The 17036-nt window shown below is 63.0% G+C and carries 14 protein-coding genes and 1 pseudogene; 13 read left to right on the forward strand and 2 right to left on the reverse strand.

What is annotated here, in order from left to right:
* Positions 1 to 45: 45 nt before the first annotated feature.
* The 8 genes and pseudogenes from VGE08_RS06540 to VGE08_RS06570 all read left to right on the forward strand — a co-directional run bounded on the left by VGE08_RS06540 (position 46) and on the right by VGE08_RS06570 (position 10380).
* A complete protein-coding gene (locus tag VGE08_RS06540) occupies positions 46 to 1401 on the forward strand; it encodes a mechanosensitive ion channel family protein (protein WP_331067047.1) in 1356 nt (451 codons plus the stop codon).
* Between the two features lie 16 nt (positions 1402 to 1417).
* Positions 1418 to 1671, forward strand: a pseudogene (locus tag VGE08_RS26305) (tryptophan 7-halogenase); the annotation flags it as partial.
* A 4-nt stretch (positions 1672 to 1675) separates the two neighbouring features.
* The gene (locus tag VGE08_RS06545; protein WP_331067048.1) at positions 1676 to 2377 is read left to right on the forward strand and encodes a DUF6445 family protein; all 702 of its coding nucleotides are present in this window, start codon (positions 1676 to 1678) and stop codon (positions 2375 to 2377) included.
* 348 nt (positions 2378 to 2725) lie between these two features.
* Complete coding sequence (locus VGE08_RS06550) at positions 2726 to 3340, forward strand: TetR/AcrR family transcriptional regulator (protein WP_414717466.1); 615 nt, start codon at positions 2726 to 2728, stop codon at positions 3338 to 3340.
* Positions 3341 to 3453: 113 nt separating this feature from the next.
* A complete protein-coding gene (locus VGE08_RS06555; protein WP_331067050.1) occupies positions 3454 to 6516 on the forward strand; it encodes a TonB-dependent receptor domain-containing protein in 3063 nt (1020 codons plus the stop codon).
* Between the two features lies 1 nt (position 6517).
* Positions 6518 to 8443 (forward strand): DUF3604 domain-containing protein, encoded by a 1926-nt coding sequence (locus VGE08_RS06560; protein ID WP_331067051.1) that lies wholly within the window; start codon positions 6518 to 6520, stop codon positions 8441 to 8443.
* Entirely contained in the window at positions 8433 to 9389 is a 957-nt protein-coding gene (locus tag VGE08_RS06565; RefSeq protein WP_331067052.1) for a peptidylprolyl isomerase, read from the forward strand. Before VGE08_RS06560 ends, VGE08_RS06565 begins: the two co-directional genes overlap by 11 nt.
* Position 9390: 1 nt before the next feature.
* On the forward strand, positions 9391 to 10380 hold the full coding sequence (locus tag VGE08_RS06570; RefSeq protein WP_331067053.1) for a HupE/UreJ family protein: 990 nt from the start codon (positions 9391 to 9393) through the stop codon (positions 10378 to 10380).
* A 79-nt stretch (positions 10381 to 10459) separates the two neighbouring features.
* Here the strand turns inward: VGE08_RS06570 and VGE08_RS06575 are convergent, their stop codons facing one another.
* Positions 10460 to 10921, reverse strand: coding sequence for a hypothetical protein (locus VGE08_RS06575; protein ID WP_331067054.1), 462 nt, complete (start codon positions 10919 to 10921; stop codon positions 10460 to 10462).
* Positions 10922 to 11165: 244 nt separating this feature from the next.
* On the opposite strand from VGE08_RS06575, the gene VGE08_RS06580 reads away from it, so the two are divergent.
* Both VGE08_RS06580 and VGE08_RS06585 read left to right on the forward strand, forming a co-directional pair.
* Positions 11166 to 13805: a M36 family metallopeptidase gene (locus VGE08_RS06580; RefSeq protein WP_331067055.1), complete on the forward strand. Its 2640-nt coding sequence runs from the start codon at positions 11166 to 11168 to the stop codon at positions 13803 to 13805.
* An 81-nt stretch (positions 13806 to 13886) separates the two neighbouring features.
* Entirely contained in the window at positions 13887 to 14294 is a 408-nt protein-coding gene (locus tag VGE08_RS06585) for a hypothetical protein (RefSeq protein ID WP_331067056.1), read from the forward strand.
* A gap of 174 nt (positions 14295 to 14468) precedes the next feature.
* Here VGE08_RS06585 and VGE08_RS06590 read toward each other — a convergent pair whose 3' ends face one another.
* Complete coding sequence (locus VGE08_RS06590; protein ID WP_331067057.1) at positions 14469 to 15071, reverse strand: OmpW/AlkL family protein; 603 nt, start codon at positions 15069 to 15071, stop codon at positions 14469 to 14471.
* Positions 15072 to 15325: 254 nt separating this feature from the next.
* Between VGE08_RS06590 and VGE08_RS06595 the strand changes: the two genes are divergently transcribed.
* From VGE08_RS06595 to VGE08_RS06605, 3 genes are read left to right on the forward strand one after another with little or no spacing between them, the layout of a single operon-like run.
* A complete protein-coding gene (locus VGE08_RS06595; protein ID WP_349258649.1) occupies positions 15326 to 15862 on the forward strand; it encodes a DUF4142 domain-containing protein in 537 nt (178 codons plus the stop codon).
* A 7-nt stretch (positions 15863 to 15869) separates the two neighbouring features.
* Positions 15870 to 16226 (forward strand): cupredoxin family copper-binding protein, encoded by a 357-nt coding sequence (locus VGE08_RS06600; RefSeq protein WP_331067059.1) that lies wholly within the window; start codon positions 15870 to 15872, stop codon positions 16224 to 16226.
* On the forward strand, positions 16223 to 16918 hold the full coding sequence (locus VGE08_RS06605; RefSeq protein ID WP_331067060.1) for an RNA polymerase sigma factor: 696 nt from the start codon (positions 16223 to 16225) through the stop codon (positions 16916 to 16918). The genes VGE08_RS06600 and VGE08_RS06605 overlap by 4 nt, the downstream gene beginning before the upstream one ends.
* The last annotated feature ends 118 nt before the right edge of the window (positions 16919 to 17036 follow it).

The following is a 17036-nucleotide window of genomic DNA, read 5'->3' on the forward strand; positions in this document are numbered from 1 at the left end:
GGAGGTACCCTTGTAAGTTGACTTCCGATGGTTGGAGGAACAGCGATGATTGATATGAAGGCCACATTTCTCGGCTTGACCTTGACGACGTGGGCCACCGGTGCACTGGTCGTGGTGCTGCTGGCGGTCGCCCATCTGGCGTTACGGTGGTGGACCGGGCGGAAGTTGCATCAGCATGAAGAGCGGCCGCATGCGCCGGGCGAGCTCGCAGCTTTCCGCTATTGGGTGGCGAGAGGCTTGAGCGAGGCCGTGCCGCCGCTGGCATTGCTGCTGTGGGTGCACGGATTGCACTTCGCGGTGCGCGTGCTGCTGTCCGAGTTCGATGCCGTGTACAAAGTGGATAAGGCCTTTCAGATCGCGGACTGGCTGCAGGGCTTCGGCACTTTACTCGGGCTTGCCTGGTTGCTCGTGCGCGTGGCCCGCACTCTCGAAGCATTGCTGCTCGCCCTGTCGGCGCGCACTGAATTCGGCTGGGACGATGTGCTCGCGCCCTTTGCCGGCAAGGCGCTGCGGCTCACGCTGCCGATGATTGCCGTCATTATGGGCACGCCAGCGCTGGCCATCTCGCAGGAAATGGAAGGCATCATTCAGAACGCGGCCAGCCTGCTGCTCATCGGCACGATGGCGTTCCTGGTCATGGAGCTGATCAACGTGGTCGCGCGGTTCATCATGCAGCGGCACCGTATCGACGTTGCCGACAATCGCCGCGCGCGCGCCGTTTATACGCAGGTGATGGTGCTGAAGAAGATCGCCACGAGCGTGGTCGCCGTGATCGCGATCGCGTCGATGCTGATGGTGTTTCAATCGGTGCGGCAGTTCGGCACGGCGATCATCGCGTCGGCTGGCGTCGCCGGCATCATCCTGGGTTTCGCCGCGCAGAAGACCATTGCCACGCTGCTGGCCGGCTTCCAGATCGCGCTCACGCAGCCGATTCGCATCGACGATGTCGTGATCGTGGAGAACGAGTGGGGCCGCATCGAGGAGATCACGCTGACCTATGTAGTGGTGCGCATCTGGGACCTGCGGCGGCTGGTCCTGCCGATCACATATTTCATCGAAAAGCCGTTCCAGAACTGGACCCGCACCTCCGCCGACATCCTCGGCACCGTGTACCTGCATGTGGACTATGACGTGCCCATGGAGGCATTGAGGCAGGAGCTCACTCGCATTCTCGAGGCATCCAAGCTATGGGACGGCAAAGTGAACGTGCTGCAGGTCACCGATGCCAAGGACCGCACGCTCGAGCTGCGTGCGCTCGCCAGCGCTCGCGATGCCGGCGCCGCCTGGGACCTGCGCTGCGAGGTGCGTGAAAAGTTGATCACCTACCTGCAGAAGCACTATCCGAACAGCCTGCCGCGTTGGCGGGTGGAATCGCACGCGCCGGCCAGAGCGGTGGCATGAAGGCTATCCGCGAGTTCTGTCGAGCAGATCGATCGTTATCGTAGGAGGTGGAACCGCAGGCTGGATCACCGCGGCGCGTATCGCCGCCAGGCACAGCACGCGTGCCGGCGGCGTGCGCGTCACGCTCATCGAGTCGCCCACGATCCCAACGATCGGCGTCGGGGAGGCACCTGGCCGACCATGCGCAACACGCTGCGGAAAGTCGGCATCACCGAAACGCAGTTCATCCGCGAATGCGAGGCGGCCTTCAAACAAGGCGCCAGGTTCGCGATCGGTGTTTACGCTGAACCCACGCGCGACGCTCGCGATGTACTCCAGCGGCTTGGAGCGTCGCCAAGTCGCTGTGATCGAGGACTTCGCTCTGGACCCGGCGGCGCTGATCGCGCACGCGGAGAGCGGCGAGCCATTCCGAGCCGCGGTTGGCGATTTCTATCACGGCATTCGCAAGCCGGCGCCTTCTGAATACGCGAACGACATCTGCGAGCGTTACGGCGATATGCTTCGGGAGCGCTTCGAGATGCCCCCAAACAGCGTTCCGCGAGTCATCTTCTGCGCGCTGTCGATCACTACGACCGAGCCGCATCGGCTGCGCCCGATACAACGAGTGCCGCACTTCGATACGAGTGCCGCGAATCAGCTTGCCATCGTTCACTATCTCTGCGGCCCGGAACACGGCGGCACGTCGGTCTACCGACATCGCGCCACCGGCTTCGAAACGATCAGCCAGGAACGCATCCAGCACTACTCCGCATCGCTCAAACGCGAAGTGATGACGGAATATTCGCCGCCCGCCAGGTACATGGACTGCGATGATCCTCTATTCGCGCGCATCGCCAGCTACCAGGCGCGTTGCAATCGCGCGCTCATCTATCCCAGCAATGTCCTCCACTCCGGCGACATTCGCCGCGTCGCCTCGCCGGACACCTCACCGCGAGCGGCCCGGCTGACTCTGAACTCCTTCATGCGTTTCGAGTGACGCAAAAAAAGGAGTCGCCCTCGTTCCCAAATCCTGACTGAAGAATAAGTATTCAAAAACCGGGACAAGATCGGCTCGGCCGGTCGCGTGATGATACTCACACGCGAGAGAGTGAGTATTGACATTAGCGCGCCACGGTGGCTCACTGCGCGTCGGGTCGATTCGTGGCGCTGACCTTCCTGCGGGTAGACGGGTCGGTGCGATCGCTTGCTCGGCCTGACCGGCAAGACGACGGAGCCAGGAATCGTGGCAGCAAACGTGAAGACTCGAGCCCGGCCCAAGGTGGCGGCGAAGCGGCGGACGACCCGCGGCAAGCGCGTCACCAAGGCCGAACAACGAGCCGAGATGATGGAGCAGATTCTGGACACGGCAGAGGAGCTCTTCTCGAAGCACGGCTTGCACGGCGTGACGCTGAAGGATGTGGCGCAACGCGTCGGCGTGCACCACACGCTGATGAATTACTATTTTCAGGACAAGAAGAAGCTGTTCGATGCCGTGTTCGCGCGCCGCGCCGTCGTTACGAGCACGCGGCGCATGCAGGTGCTGGACGAATACGACGAGGCGACCCGCGGCAAACCGACGATCGAGGGCGCGCTGCGGGCGTTTCTCGATACCGACCTCGATCTGTACATCGAGGGCGGAGCACGTTGGAAGAACTATGGCGCGCTCAGCGCGCAGGTGGCCAACACGCCGGAATGGGGCGCCGAGTTGATGGACCAACACTTCGATCCGGTGGTACTGCGCCTGATCGGACTGCTCAAGCGCGCGCTGCCGGATTGCCCCGAAGAAGATATCTTCTGGGGTTACCACTTCGTGACCGGCGCGCTGCTGCTGACGCTGGCGCGCACCGGGCGCATCGACAAGCTGTCCGGCGGCCGCTGCAAATCGGACGATTTCGACCAGGTCAAGAAACGCATGGCGAGATTCATGGCTGGAGGGTTTCGCGCCGTGTGTGGGAAGTGAGCGGAGCGTGAACGGTTTATCGGACGCGCGCATTGACGTGGCGCGCCGGGCGTAGAACACTCACTCACGAGAGAATGAATAAGTTCCAGGTAGTTGCCAACAGGGGGATGATCATGAAATCCGCGTTTCAACGCAGCTCGAGTCTCGCGCTGCTCATGGGCCTGGCCACTGGCGCCGGGCCGGCCTTCGCCCAGGATGCTTCGCAGTCGGTACCCGCGCCGGGTTCGCAACCGCTCGGCGAGCTGACCGAGATCGTAGTCACCGGCTCGTTGATCCGGGGCACTCCGACCGACACCGCGTTGCCGGTGGAGGTCTATTCGCGCGAAGAGCTCGAGAAGCGCGGCTCGCCGACAGCGCTGGAGTTCGCCAAGACGCTGACCATTTCCGGTCCCACCACCGGCGAGTCCTACTACTTCGGCGGCCCGACGCTGATCGGCTCCGTCAATTACAACCTGCGCGGCCTGGGCTCGGACAAGACGTTGACCCTGCTCAACGGCCGGCGCATGGACATCAACACGGCGAATGTTCCTTCGCTGGCGCTTTCCCGCACTGAAATCCTCAAGGACGGCGCCGCCACGATCTACGGCGCGGACGCCATCGGCGGCGTGGTGAACTTCATCACGCGCGAGCGCTTCGTCGGTATCGACATGGACGCGCAATACAAATATATCGACGGCTCGGACGGCGATTATTCCGCCGGCATCCTCGCGGGCTTTGGCGAAGGCCGCGTGAACGTCATGGGATCTTTGGAGTACGAGCATCGTTCGCGCCTGCGCGCGCTGGAACGCGATTTCGTCAAGGACTCACTCGATCCGACTCGGCCCGGCTACAACACCGCGCCGTGGTCGACGCTCACGAATCTGGCCGGATGGCTGCCACGCGGTCCGCTGCCGGCGGTGCCAAGTGCAAGCGACGTCGGTGAATTTGGCGCAGCCATTGCCGGCATCGTGCCCGATTTCACGCCGGAGTCATGCGCGGCAGTCGGTGGCCGGTACGAAAACGACTTCACCTGTGCCTACAACTACATTCCCTACTACAGCCTGGTCGAAGACAACGACATCTATCGCGGCTATCTGCAGCTCAACGCGGAGCTCTCCGAGCGCATGGAGTTCCATGCGGACGCTTCCTACGCGCGGGTCATCTCTCCGAAGGTGATTGCTTCGCCGGCGCAGCCTATGGTGCGAGGCCCGGCGATGGCCTCCGGCGCGCTATTCCAGATCTACGCGCCGATCACCAACCCGTACGCTGCGGATTTCGCGGCTCGCAATGGCATCACCGGCGCCTCCGGATTCACCCCGGTCACCTATCGACTGCTCGGCCACGGCGGTAATTTCGCGTTCGGTAACGACGGCTTCGGCGTGCCCGATCGTGTCGAGAACGAAATCTGGCGCGTGTCCTCGGGCTTGAAGGGAACGCTCGGCGATTGGGCAGGCAAGGCCAGCGAAATCGGCTATGACTTCGCCGTGACCTATAACTATGCGAACAAGTTCAACACGCATCCGGACACGATCGGCTATCGCCTGCAGGAGGCGCTGAACGGCTTCGGCGGACCGAACTGCAACGCGCCGGACCTGGATCCGACCCGCTTCGGCACGCAGAACCCCGCGGCCGCCGGCCAGAACGGCTGCATGTGGTGGAATCCGTTCTCCACCTCGTTCGCCGGCCAGCCGGTGCGCAGCCTGGCGAATCCCAACTATGTTCCCGGCCAGGAGAACTCGATCGAGCTGACGCGCTGGATGTTCAATCCACGCGCTACGGAGGAGATCAGCGAGAACACCACGGTCGACCTGGTGTTCGACGGCAAGCTCGGCGTGAACCTGCCCGGCGGCGAGATCGGTTGGGCGCTCGGCGGCCAGTATCGCGACGTGAAGCGCCGCGTAAACGTTCCCGATCCGATCTACAACGGCAGCCTGGCGTGCGAATGGCCGTCGCAATTCACCAGCGCCAACGGCCCCGGTTCGCCCAACCTGCCGGCCATGCCGTTGTCGCCGGACGATCCGGACTTCCGCGGCTGCACGCCGGACGGCCCTGGACCGTTCGTGCTGTTCGCGCCGCTGCCGCCGAGCTCGCTCAGCCGCGATCAATCCTCGATATTCGCCGAGTTGCGCCTGCCGGTGCTCTCCAACCTGGACTTCCAGGCGGCCGCACGTCACGAAGAATTCGAAGGCGGTCTGGGTGCCACGGTCTACAAGCTGGCCGGCAAATGGAATGTCGCGGGCCCGCTGTCGTTGCGCGGTTCGTACGGCACCAACTACCAGGCACCGCCGCTGCAGGCCATTCCTGGCCAGGTTACGGTCGCGGCTCGCACCTACACGGTCGCGAACGGCAACTGGCTGGGTGCGCGGTTCATCACCGATTCGAATCTGAAGCCGGAAACGGCGACCACCAAGAACTTCGGCGTGATCTGGAACAGCGACGGTTTCGGCGCCGGTCATCACTTCCAGGCGACGCTCGATTACTTCGACATCCGCACCAAGGACAAGATCGACCAGGTGGCCGATCCGAACCAGATCGCCAGCCTGGTGTTCAACGGGGAGGGTGGCAGGATCACGACCTGCGATCCGAACGTGCAGCCGCTGTTGAACCGGGTGAGCTTCAACGTTCCCTGCGCGGTGGGCTTGAGCGCCGTGGGCGCGTTCTCGTCGATCTCGACTCGCTACGGCAACGGTCCGGGCCAGAGCACCAACGGCATCGATCTGCAGACCATGTACGACCTGCCGGTCGGGCCCGGCGATCTGACGCTGAGCTTGAACGCCACCAGGGTCCTGGAGTTGAAGACCGGACCGACGACGCTCGACGGCGTCGTCGTTTCCCGGGGCGACGACCGGCTCGGTACGCTCAATTTCGCGACCTTCGCGCTGTCCGCTCCCGAGTGGCGCGCGAACTTCGATGCGAACTACAGCTTCAATCGGCACAACATGCGGGTTGGCGTGAACTTCGTGTCGGCGGTGAAGGACGAGCGTCCCGGAATCCAGTACGGCGAGAACGGCGAGGATTGGATCACGGTCGATCTCACGTACCGCTTCGCGTTCGACGACAGCCTGTCCTTCTCGGCGACCATGGCGAACGCGTTCGATCGCGATCCGCCGCCGGCGCAGGAGGAATTCGGCTACGACCCATGGACCGCCAATCCGTTGGGCCGCACCGTTGAAATCGGCGTCAGGAAGACGTTCTAAGATGCATGTGGTCGCGCGCGACTCGACCAGGCTGCGCTGGGGTATGTTGGCTGCAGCGTTTCTGGTCGGTTCGTGCGCGCGGCCGCCACAAGTATCTCCCGATCAACCGCAAGCACAGGCGGCTGGCACTCCAGCCGCCGCCGCTGCGGCATCCAATCCGTTGCGGAACGTTTATTTCGGCGACCTGCATCTGCACACGCGCAACTCGTTCGACGCCTACGTCTTCAACGTGCGCTCGACGCCGGACGATGCCTACGCCTATGCCAAAGGCCAGACGATCAAGCATGCCATGGGCTTCGATCTGCGCCTCGACGACGGGCCGCTGGATTTCCTGGCGGTCACCGATCACGCCGAATACCTCGGCGTAGTGCAGGCCATCGATACGCCTGGCACGTCATATTCCAAAGTCCCGTATGCGCGGGATCTGTTTTCCAGCGAGCGCGCCGGCATCCTGGCCGCGTTCGCACGCTTTGCCCGGAGTTTGAACAGCGGCAAACGGCTGCCTGAGCTTGCCGATCTGTCCGCGACGCAGTCGGCGTGGCAGGAAACCATCCGCAGCGCCGAGCGCCACAACGATCCCGGCAAGTTCACGACGTTCATCGGCTACGAGTTCACGTCGATGCCGGAGGCGCGCAACCTGCATCGAAACGTCATCTATGCCGGCGAGCAGGTGCCCGCCTTGCCGTACTCGGCGCTGGATTCCCAGAACCCGGAGGACTTGTGGCGCTGGATGGAGCAGCGGCGCGAGCAGGGCATGCAAGCACTTTCGATTCCACACAACGGCAACGCGTCCGACGGCACGATGTTCGAACGCACGATGTGGAATGGCCGGCCCATCGACCGGGCCTACGCCGAGCTGCGTGCTCGCAACGAGCCGCTGGTCGAGGTCACTCAGTCCAAAGGCCAGTCCGAGACCATGCCGTTGCTGTCGCCGAACGACGAGCTGGCCGGCTTCGAGTTGATGACCTCGTATATCGGCGTGAACAAGCCGATTACGCACTTCGAGGGCGGCTACGCGCGCGAGGCACTGAAGCGGGGCTTGCAGATCGAAGACGAGCTCGGCGTGAATCCGTACAAGCTCGGCTTCGTCGCCGGCAGCGATACTCACAACTCGGCCGGCTCCTACGAAGAAGACAACTACTTCTCCAAAGTCGGTGTACTCGATGGAGCGCCCGATCGTCGCGGTGCCGTGCCGCCCGCCGACTACCAGAGCTGGGAAGAGTTCTATGCGGCGGGCAAGGATGTGTCGGTCATATCGACTTGGGGCTCGGCCGGCCTCACCGGGATCTGGGCCGAACAGAACACGCGCGAAGCGCTGTTCGCGGCGCTTCAACGCAAAGAAACATTCGCCACGACTGGTCCCCGCATTCGCGTGAGGTTGTTCGCCGGCTATGGCCTGCAAGGTGTGAATCTTGCGACCGATGACGGCGTGCGCACTGCCTATGCGAACGCGGTGCCCATGGGCGGCGATCTGGTCGAGAAGCCGGGACGGACGCCCGAGCTCGTCGTGATCGCCATGCGTGACATTCATTCGGCGCCGCTACAGCGCATTCAGATGGTCAAGGGCTGGGTGGACGCCAGCGGCGCCTCCTTCGAGAAAGTATTCGACGTCGCTTGTTCCGACGGCGGCAAGGTCGATCCCAGGACACAACGCTGTCCCGACAACGGCGCGACCGTCGACCTGAACACGTGCGAGATCTCGAGGGACAAAGGTGCCGGTCAGCTGCAGAGCGCCTGGACCGATCCGGAGTTCGATCCCCGGCAGAGCGCGTTCTATTACGCACGCGTGATCGAGAATCCGACTTGCCGTTGGTCGACTTGGGATGCGATCCGCGCCAACATCGCTCCCAATCCGAAGCTGCCGAAGACGATCCAGGAGCGGGCGTACACGTCGCCGATCTGGTTCGTACCGACGAATGCCTACTGACGAAGAAAATTCGTCCACGAACCAGCGCGCGAAGACGTTTGCGGAGAAGGCCGTGCGCGAGCCGCTGCTGCAATTCATGGCGATTGCGCTCGTTCTGTTCACCGCGAACCATTTCATTCGCGGCGACAACGTCGAGCTTTCGAGCGAGCGCATCTCCATTTCGGAGGGGCGCGTACAACAGATCGCCGAGAGCTATCGACTGCTCGCAGGTCGCCTGCCCAGCCGCGCCGAGTTGCAGGGGCTGGTAAACGATTTCGCGGACGAGGAGATCGCTTATCGCGAGGCCGTCGCCATGGGTCTCGATGCGGATGACACGATTGTTCGCAGGCGCATGCGCCAGAAGCTGGAGTTTCTCGCCGAAGATGCGGAAGCCAGCGAGGAGCCCACCGATGATCAGCTCGCGGCATGGCTGGCCGCGCACGCTGCGGAATATCAATTGCCCGAGCGCATTTCATTTCGCCACGTCATGGTGAGCACGGATGCACGAGGACATCGAGCGAAGGGGGATGCGGAGGCGCTGCTTGGTCGCCTGCGCGCGGGTGCGAATCCGACGAAGCTCGGCGATCCCTCGATGCTGCCGTCGGCGTTGCCGCTGACGACGCAAAAGGGTGTCGCTACGCTATTTGGCGAGGCGTTTGCCTCGGCTGTGTTTGCTTGCGCGGAGGAGGGTTGGTTCGGTCCCGTGAGCTCTCCATTGGGGGCACACCTCGTCGTCATCCTGTCGCGAGAACCGGCCCGCGATCCGGAGCTGGCGGACATTCGCGGCAGACTGCGCTCGGATTGGATCGAAGCGCGACGTCGGCAGCGACGCGAACAATTCTGGGTTGGGCTGCGTCAGCGGTACGACATCACGGTCGAATGGCCGGAGATCTATGCCGATCAGCGTCCCGCAGATCTTGCGAGGGCTGGGAAAACCTCCGAGGCCACAGACGCTCGCGGGCAGTGACATGCTCGCACGAGTGCTGGGCCTGCTCGCTCTCATTACCTTGACGTTGCCGGCGGCGGCACACGAGGTCAGACCTGCGTTCCTCCAGATCCGTGAGGTCGAACCTTCGACTTACGACGTGCTATGGAAGACACCGGCCCAGGGTGATCTGCGGCTGGCCTTGAACGTCATCCTGCCGAGCGAGTGCCGCGGCCTCGGCACGCCGCGGGCGACGCTCGTCAATGCCGCAGCCATCGAACACCAGCGCACCATCTGCGCCGGCGGGCTCGCCAGCAAACAAATCGCCTTCGAGAATCTCGCCAGCACGCTGACCGACGTGATCGTGCGCTTCGAGCCGATCGACGGTTCTCCGAGCATGCTTCGTGTGAATGGCGCGGCGCCGCTTGTAGTGATTCCTTCGCAGCAATCGATGAGCGAGATCGCATGGAGCTATGTTTGGTTCGGGGTCGAGCACATTCTGCTCGGCTTCGATCATCTGCTGTTCGTGCTTTGTCTGCTGATGTTGGTTGGCGATTTCAAGCGCCTGCTCGGTGCCATTACGGCGTTCACGGTCGCACATTCGATCACGCTGGCGGGTACGACCTTTGGCTGGCTGCGGCTCGCGAGCGCGCCGGTGGAGGCATGCATCGCGCTGTCGATTGCTTTCATTGCCGCCGAGATCATCAAGACCCGGGTGGGCCGCGCGAGCATGACTCAACGGCTGCCGTGGATCGCCGCGTTCGGTTTCGGCCTGCTGCATGGTTTCGGCTTTGCCTCGGCCCTGCGCGATATTGGCCTGCCGGACGATGCAGTTCCGTTGGCGCTGCTGTCGTTCAACGTGGGTGTCGAAGCGGGTCAGATCCTGTTCGTGGCAGTCGTGCTCGCGGTGGTCTTCCTCTGGCGTCGATACATGCCCCGGCCGCCGGCCTGGGCATGGCGCGCACCGCCTTACATCGCGGGTATCGCCGCGAGCTTCTGGTTCATCGAACGCACGGTGCAGATCGTGCTCTGAGTGCGCGACGGAGGCAGCGGCGCGCCGCCGAGCCGAGCTCGCAAAATAACTGATCGCAATCCCGCGGGGGAGTCTCTGATCAGAGACTCTCCGCCTTTTGCAACGCCACCTGCAGCATGGCGACCACTTTCTCCGCGGCGATCTCCGGGTCCGAGGCACGCCGCAGATTGCTGAATGTGATCAGCTTGTTTCCGGACAGAACACCCGCCGACGTTCCATTGTAATAAGCGCGGTCGCCCACGCCGTCGATCTCGATGGATTTGCGGCCCATCTGCAGCATCCGCAGCCGGCTCTCGAACCGACGCTCCGCTTGGGCCGAAGTCATTCCGATCGTGAGCTTGCGGCGTGGGTTGTCGGTTTGAGCATAGTGGCAGAGCGGTGAGCCGTCGCCCGGGTCCTTGCCGATCTCGCCCTCGCTGAACGAGCGCCCTGTCAGGCTCTGCAGTTGCGCCGGCGTCAACAAGCACGCGCTGTCTGCCCGCGCCACCGCGCAGGCGAGCAATCCCATGCTTGCCACGAACACCGTTCGAATCGCGCTCATTTTTCTGCCGGTTCTCATCTTCTTGTTGCTCGGAAAGTAAGCGGGAAGCTGAATTGTGCCCGCATGGCTGCGATCAAGGAAGGACCTTTTGGGCGGAGCATTCGCCAGCGCGTATCGACTGGCTGCGGCAGCACTTCCACCGCACTGTTCGCGTGCATCTGAGGCGCGCGGGCCTACGAATATCAGCACAGCGCCGCGAGCGCATCCGTCCCATCCTTCCCGCTCACCGAAAAGGACTTTCAAGATGAAAATAGCCGTCTCAGCGCGCAGGGCGCGTTCTTTGTCGCTTGCCATCGGACTCGTGCTGTCCGGCGCGCTGGCCTCCGCTCAGGGCACCAACGAAGGCGAACGTCACTACGACGCGCGCATCGAGCGCAACCAGGCGTTGCGCTTGCAGCAGTCCCAGTCGCGGGCGGCTGTTCAACCGCCAGCGATCGCGTCGCTGCAAGCAAACGTCCAGGAACTGACGGTGGAAATGGATGAAACCACCGGTGCGGTGCGCAGCATCGCGAATCAGACGGGATTCCTGACCGACGCTGCGCGCGGCGAGGCGATGTCGATCGCCATGAACTTCGTTCGCAGCAACGTCGCGGCGCTGGGACTGACGCCCGCCGACCTGGAAGGCTATGAGGTCACGGACGTAGTGAAGTCCCGCGTGACGGGGGCGACTCGAATTTATCTGCGCCAGCGCTATCGCGGCATTCCGGTCTACAACGGCCAGTTGCAGGTGAACGTGAATCGTGACGGCCGCATCATCAGTGTCAACAACGCGTTCATGCCGGACCTGGCCAGCGCCGTGAACTCGATGAAGCCGCTCATGAGAGCATCGGAAGCAGTGAATGCCGCCGCGACCTTCTCGGGCATGAAGTTGAAGACGCGGCCCAGGGAATTGCAGGCGCTGGGCGGCGTCCAGCAGACCACCACCGTGTCTGCCGACGGCATCTCGCTCGCGCCGATCAACGGCAAGTTGATGATCCTGCCCATTGCGCGCGGCGAAGCGCGCCTGGTGTGGAATTTCCAGATTCAAACCATGGACAAGCGCAACGCCTGGGACATGAACGTGGATGCCGAGAATGGCCAGGTGTGGACCCGCTTCGATTGGGCATCGGGCGATCAGTACCGCGTTTATCCATTGCCCGCCGCCAGCCCGGCTCATATCAGTCCGCTGCCACCCGCCGACGGCCGCGTGCTGGTGACCAACCCGGCAAACGCAATCGCTTCTCCCTTCGGCTGGCACGACATCAACGGTGCTGCCGGCGCGGAGAGCACGCTCACTCAAGGCAACAATGTGCGCGCGTACACGGACGTGGATGCCAACAACTCGCCCGATGCCAACTCGATGCCGAACGGCGGCAGCTCGCTCGTGTTCAACTTCCCGCTCAATCTGCAACAGGCGCCGAGCACCTATCGGCCTGCCGCAGTCACGAATCTGTTCTACTTGAACAATATGATTCATGACATCCAGTACCAGTATGGCTTCGACGAAGCGGCTGGCAATTTTCAGATCAACAACTACGGCCGCGGCGGCCGGGGCAACGATCCGGTGCTGGCCGAGGCGCAGGATGGCAGCGGCACCGACAACGCCAACTTCTTCACGCCTCCCGATGGCCAGTCGCCACGCATGCAGATGTATCTGTTCACCGGCCCGAACCCGGATCGCGACGGCGATTTGGATGCGGGCATCGTGGTCCACGAATATGGCCACGGCATATCGAACCGCCTGATTGGCGGTCCGTCGAATGCCAGCTGCCTGACCAACAGGCAGCAACCTGGCGAAGGACTCTCGGATTGGTGGACGCTCGTGTACACGGCGCGACAGGGCGATCGCGGCACCGATCCGCGCGGCCTGGGAACGTACGTGCTCAATCAACCACTGACCGGGCTGGGCATTCGTACACAGCGCTATAGCACCGATCCCGGAGTGAACACCTGGACGTATGCAAGCATCAACGGCATGGCCATTCCGCACGGTGTCGGCTCGGTGTGGGCGCAAGCCGCGTGGGAGGTGTACTGGGCGCTGGTCAACGAGTGGGGCTTCGATCCCAATCTGTACAACGCCAACGGCAGCGCCGGTAATCAGCGCGCGATGTTGTATGTGAACGAAGGTTTGAAGAACACCGCCTGCAATCCAACCTTCACGCAGGTTCGCGACGGCATCATTCAAGCGGCGACCGACATTCGCGGCGGTGAGGACGTCTGTCTGATCTGGCAGGCGTTCGCAGCGTTCGGACTGGGCACCAATGCCGTCAGCGGCGGCGCCAACAGCACGGCCCCGCAGAACGGCTTCAACGTTCCGGCCGCATGTCAGGGCGGCGGTGGAGGTGGCGGCGGTGGTGGTGGCACCACGGTCGTATTCCAGGATGATTTCGAGAGCAATCGAGGATGGCAGACCAATGCCTTTGGTCGGGACACGGCAACAGCGGGTGCATGGGCGCGCGGCGTTCCGCAGGCCACCAACTCGAACGGTCCCAAGCAACTCGGCACGGCCACCAGCGGACGCAACGGTTTGTTCACCGGACTCGCGGCGGGTGCCGCGGCGGGAGACAACGACGTGGACGGCGGCATCACCTCCATCGTTTCGCCCGTCATCAATCTGCCGGCCGGAGCGAATCTCACACTGTCGTTCAACTATTACCTCGCGCACGGCAATAACGCCACCAATCAGGATGGCATGCGCGTGAGTATCATCGTCAACAACACCGTAACGTTGTTGTTCCAGCGTTCCGGGCAGCCGACCAATGTGAATGCGGTGTGGCGCACGGCCTCTGGCAGCATCAGCCAGTTCGCGGGACAATCGATTCGCCTGTTGGTCGAAGCGGCCGACACCAGCACGGCCAGCCTGGTCGAGGCGGCGGTCGACGATGTGAGAATCACGCGCCAGTAATGCGAGCGTTCGTGCAGAAAGAGTAGGCAGGCACGGGCCCCGCCTTGGCGGGGCCCACTCGTTCCCGGGAGGAATATCAGAATGATTCGCGCGGTCGCGCTCAGCTGTTTCTTCGTGGCGACGCTGACGAGTTGCGGCACAGCTGTGTCACAGGCGGCGCAGCCAGTCGATCTCGGTGCGGAGGTGATGCTGGCACCGGGAGAGTCCGCTTCCTTCAGGTCCGCGGGCATCGTCGTCCAGTTCCTCGGTGTCACCAAGGATTCACGCTGTCCGCGCGACACCACCTGCATGTGGGCAGGCGATGCGGCGGTTCTATTGTCGATTCGCAATCCGCGGCAAGCGCCGATACGCCACGAAGTGCTCGAAGGCGAGCATGTCATCGCCGGCGACTACCTGATCACTGTCGTGCGAGTGCAGCCCGAGCCGGTTGCCCCGGCCAAGATCCCGCAGGAAAGCTATCGAGCGACACTGCAGCTGCAGAAGCTGTAAGCAGCTCTGCAACCGCAGTGTTCGATGTCGCCCTGACGAAGTGTTGCGAAAATGGACGGGCGCCGGCCTGCGGCGCCCGTCAGCTCCTGGAGAGTAAAATCCTATATAGGACATCATCTCCAATGGAGAATGAATGCAGGGGGTAGGGCATTCATTCTCCCCGGCCTGCCGCCGCTAGAATCGCCGGCCGACGGACAGCCCGAACGCATAGGGGTCGATTTCGATCGTGCCGATGTTCGCGCCGTCCAACTTCGCGTCGGTGTCGATATCCATCCAGCGGGCGTCGGCGTTCACGAACCAGTTGCCGCCCAGTTGCACGTCGACCCCGAGCTGCGCGGCCAGACCCCATGAAGGATCGAGCTCGAGCTTGCTGCCGGCGAGCACGCCGCGGGTTTTCTCGTCGAAGAACAGCGTGTAGTTCAAGCCCAGGCCCGCGTAGGGACGCCACGCGCCGTTGGGATTGAAGTGATACTGCAGGCTCAGCGTCGGCGGCAGGTGTTTGGTCTTGGCAACTTTGCCACCGCCGTTCAACTTCACATCGTGCTCGAACGGCAGCGCCGCCAGCAACTCGACACCCCAATTGGGCGCGACGAAATACGTGCCGTTGAACGTCAGCGACGACCCGGTGCGGACATTGACGATACCGTGGTTGTCCGACTTGGGGCGCACGTTGTGTATGCCCACGCGCCAGAGCCAATCGCCAGCGTCTTGCGCCTGGGCGGCCGGTAAAACACTTGCGGAGCCGAGAACGGCGAGAATTGCAGCAGCCAGTTTCATGTCACACCTGTGAGCTTAAAAGCGGCCCGGACCACACCGAACCGATGGCTGTATTTATAAAGTCACACCGCGATTGGCGCGCTCCGGACCTCCACGCAACTTCTCCGGGAGAATCCCTTGCTTGTCACTGCGACATCCGGCTGGTCGGGAACGCCGGGCGGGGTCGCGACATCCATTGTCGCGCGCGATGGCTGCGCCTGCTGCTCGCACGTTGCGAGCGTCGTTCGACCCCCGAGAGGAGATGCCCGATGAAAATGTCATTGTCCGTGCTCGCAGGAGTGCTCGCATTCGCGGCCGCCGGAGCCGCGGATCTGCCCAGCGACGCCCAGATCGCCGCGATCGTCGTCACCGCGAATCAGGTCGATATCGATGCCGGCAAATTTGCCGTGGCCAAATCAACGTCGCCGCAGGTGAAGGAATTCGCGCAGACCATGGTGACCGACCACACCGGCGTGAACAAAGCGGCCACCGAGCTGGTGACCAGGCTGGGCGTGACGCCGGAGCCCAATGCCACGAGCGCCAGCTTGAAGAAGGGCGGCGACGACAATCTGGCCGCGCTGGGCAAGCTCAGCGGCGCCGAGTTCGATCGCGCCTATATCGAGCACGAAATTGCCTATCATCAGGCCGTGATCGACGCTGTCGATCAAACGCTGATTCCCGGTGCGAAGAATGCCGAGCTCAGGGCCCTGTTGGTCAAGGTGCGGCCCGCTTTTGTTGCGCATCTGGAACATGCCAGGCAGTTGCGCTCATCGTTGGGCAAAGACGGTGGGTTGGGCAAAGACGGTGGCTAAGTGGAGCATGACTCGCGGGCGCATGCATTGCCCCGCGCAGACGGCTGCTGCGATACTCGCTCTTGCTGTCATCGGCGGCAGTGCGCGCTCGGCCGAGAACGGCGCCGATGGGACGGATTCGACCACACAAGTGGTGACGATCCAGAACATGCAGTTCGAGCCGGCGGAGCTGATCGTGAAGCGCGGCAGCCGCGTCGTGTGGATCAACAAGGATTTGTTTCCACACACGGCAACCGCGCAGGAGTTCGATTCCGGCAGTATCCAAGCCGGGGCGTCGTGGAGCCATGTGGCAAGCCGGCCGGGAGAGCATGCCTACCTGTGCTCGTTCCATCCGACGATGAAGGGCAGGTTGATCGTTCGATGAACACTCTTACTCTTGCCGCCGAACCTGGCACATCGCGCGAGGAAGACGCCACGCTGGTCGACCGCATCGTTGCGGGAGATCAACCTGCGTTCGAATTGCTGATGCGACGTCACAATCGCCGCTTGTATCGAATCGCACGCGCAACGCTTCGTAACGCGACTGACGCCGAAGATGCCGTGCAGGAGGCTTATCTACTCGCGTACCAGTCGCTGCATCAGTTTCGCGGTGACGCTTCCCTGTCCACCTGGTTGTCGCGCCTCGTGCTCAATGAGTGCCTTGGGCGGCTGCGTCGTTACAATCGTCGTCAGAATGTGGTCCCCATCGTGAATGCACCCACAGAATTGGACGCCGTGGCGGATGGCGAGAGCACTCTGCCCGAGCAGGTCACCGATCGCGCGCAGTTCCGCGCTCTGGTCGAAGCCAAGCTCGACGAGTTGCCGCAGGACTTTCGCATCGCCTTCGTGCTGCGCTCGGTCGAGGAACTGAGCGTCGAAGAAACAGCCCGGATTCTGGAGATTCCAGAAGCCACGGTGCGCAGCCGGCATTTCCGGGCCAAGAGCCTGCTGCGCGAGTCCCTGGCTCGAGAGCTGGACCTGGCCGAGCGCGATGCCTTCGAGTTCGGCGGCGCCAGATGCGATCGCGTCGTGGCCACAGTCATGGCCAAAGTCAGGGCCGGGCTGAATGAACGTTGAGCTAAATCCAATGGTGCTTGGTTAATCGTCTTTGTTCGCAGCGGTTCGCGGATAGCGGATCGCGGTTAGCGGTTAGCCAGAAATGAGCTAACTCCTGGCCTCCGTTCCGCCCCAACCG

Origin of the sequence: Steroidobacter sp., from assembly GCF_036406195.1 — a bacterium.
Classification (GTDB): Bacteria; Pseudomonadota; Gammaproteobacteria; order Steroidobacterales; family Steroidobacteraceae; genus Steroidobacter.

What these genes read in the sequence shown, in the direction of transcription:
- VGE08_RS06565 (WP_331067052.1), top strand. Translation starts at nt 8,433, where the DNA reads ATGCCTACTGACGAAGAAAATTCGTCCACGAACCAGCGCGCGAAGACG.
- VGE08_RS06595 (WP_349258649.1), top strand. Translation starts at nt 15,326, where the DNA reads ATGTCATTGTCCGTGCTCGCAGGAGTGCTCGCATTCGCGGCCGCCGGA.
- VGE08_RS06585 (WP_331067056.1), top strand. Translation starts at nt 13,887, where the DNA reads ATGATTCGCGCGGTCGCGCTCAGCTGTTTCTTCGTGGCGACGCTGACG.
- VGE08_RS06540 (WP_331067047.1), top strand. Translation starts at nt 46, where the DNA reads ATGATTGATATGAAGGCCACATTTCTCGGCTTGACCTTGACGACGTGG.
- VGE08_RS06580 (WP_331067055.1), top strand. Translation starts at nt 11,166, where the DNA reads ATGAAAATAGCCGTCTCAGCGCGCAGGGCGCGTTCTTTGTCGCTTGCC.
- VGE08_RS06605 (WP_331067060.1), top strand. Translation starts at nt 16,223, where the DNA reads ATGAACACTCTTACTCTTGCCGCCGAACCTGGCACATCGCGCGAGGAA.
- VGE08_RS06570 (WP_331067053.1), top strand. Translation starts at nt 9,391, where the DNA reads ATGCTCGCACGAGTGCTGGGCCTGCTCGCTCTCATTACCTTGACGTTG.
- VGE08_RS06600 (WP_331067059.1), top strand. Translation starts at nt 15,870, where the DNA reads ATGACTCGCGGGCGCATGCATTGCCCCGCGCAGACGGCTGCTGCGATA.
- VGE08_RS06575 (WP_331067054.1), bottom strand. Translation starts at nt 10,921, where the DNA reads ATGAGCGCGATTCGAACGGTGTTCGTGGCAAGCATGGGATTGCTCGCC.
- VGE08_RS06550 (WP_414717466.1), top strand. Translation starts at nt 2,726, where the DNA reads ATGGAGCAGATTCTGGACACGGCAGAGGAGCTCTTCTCGAAGCACGGC.
- VGE08_RS06555 (WP_331067050.1), top strand. Translation starts at nt 3,454, where the DNA reads ATGAAATCCGCGTTTCAACGCAGCTCGAGTCTCGCGCTGCTCATGGGC.
- VGE08_RS06560 (WP_331067051.1), top strand. Translation starts at nt 6,518, where the DNA reads ATGCATGTGGTCGCGCGCGACTCGACCAGGCTGCGCTGGGGTATGTTG.
- VGE08_RS06590 (WP_331067057.1), bottom strand. Translation starts at nt 15,071, where the DNA reads ATGAAACTGGCTGCTGCAATTCTCGCCGTTCTCGGCTCCGCAAGTGTT.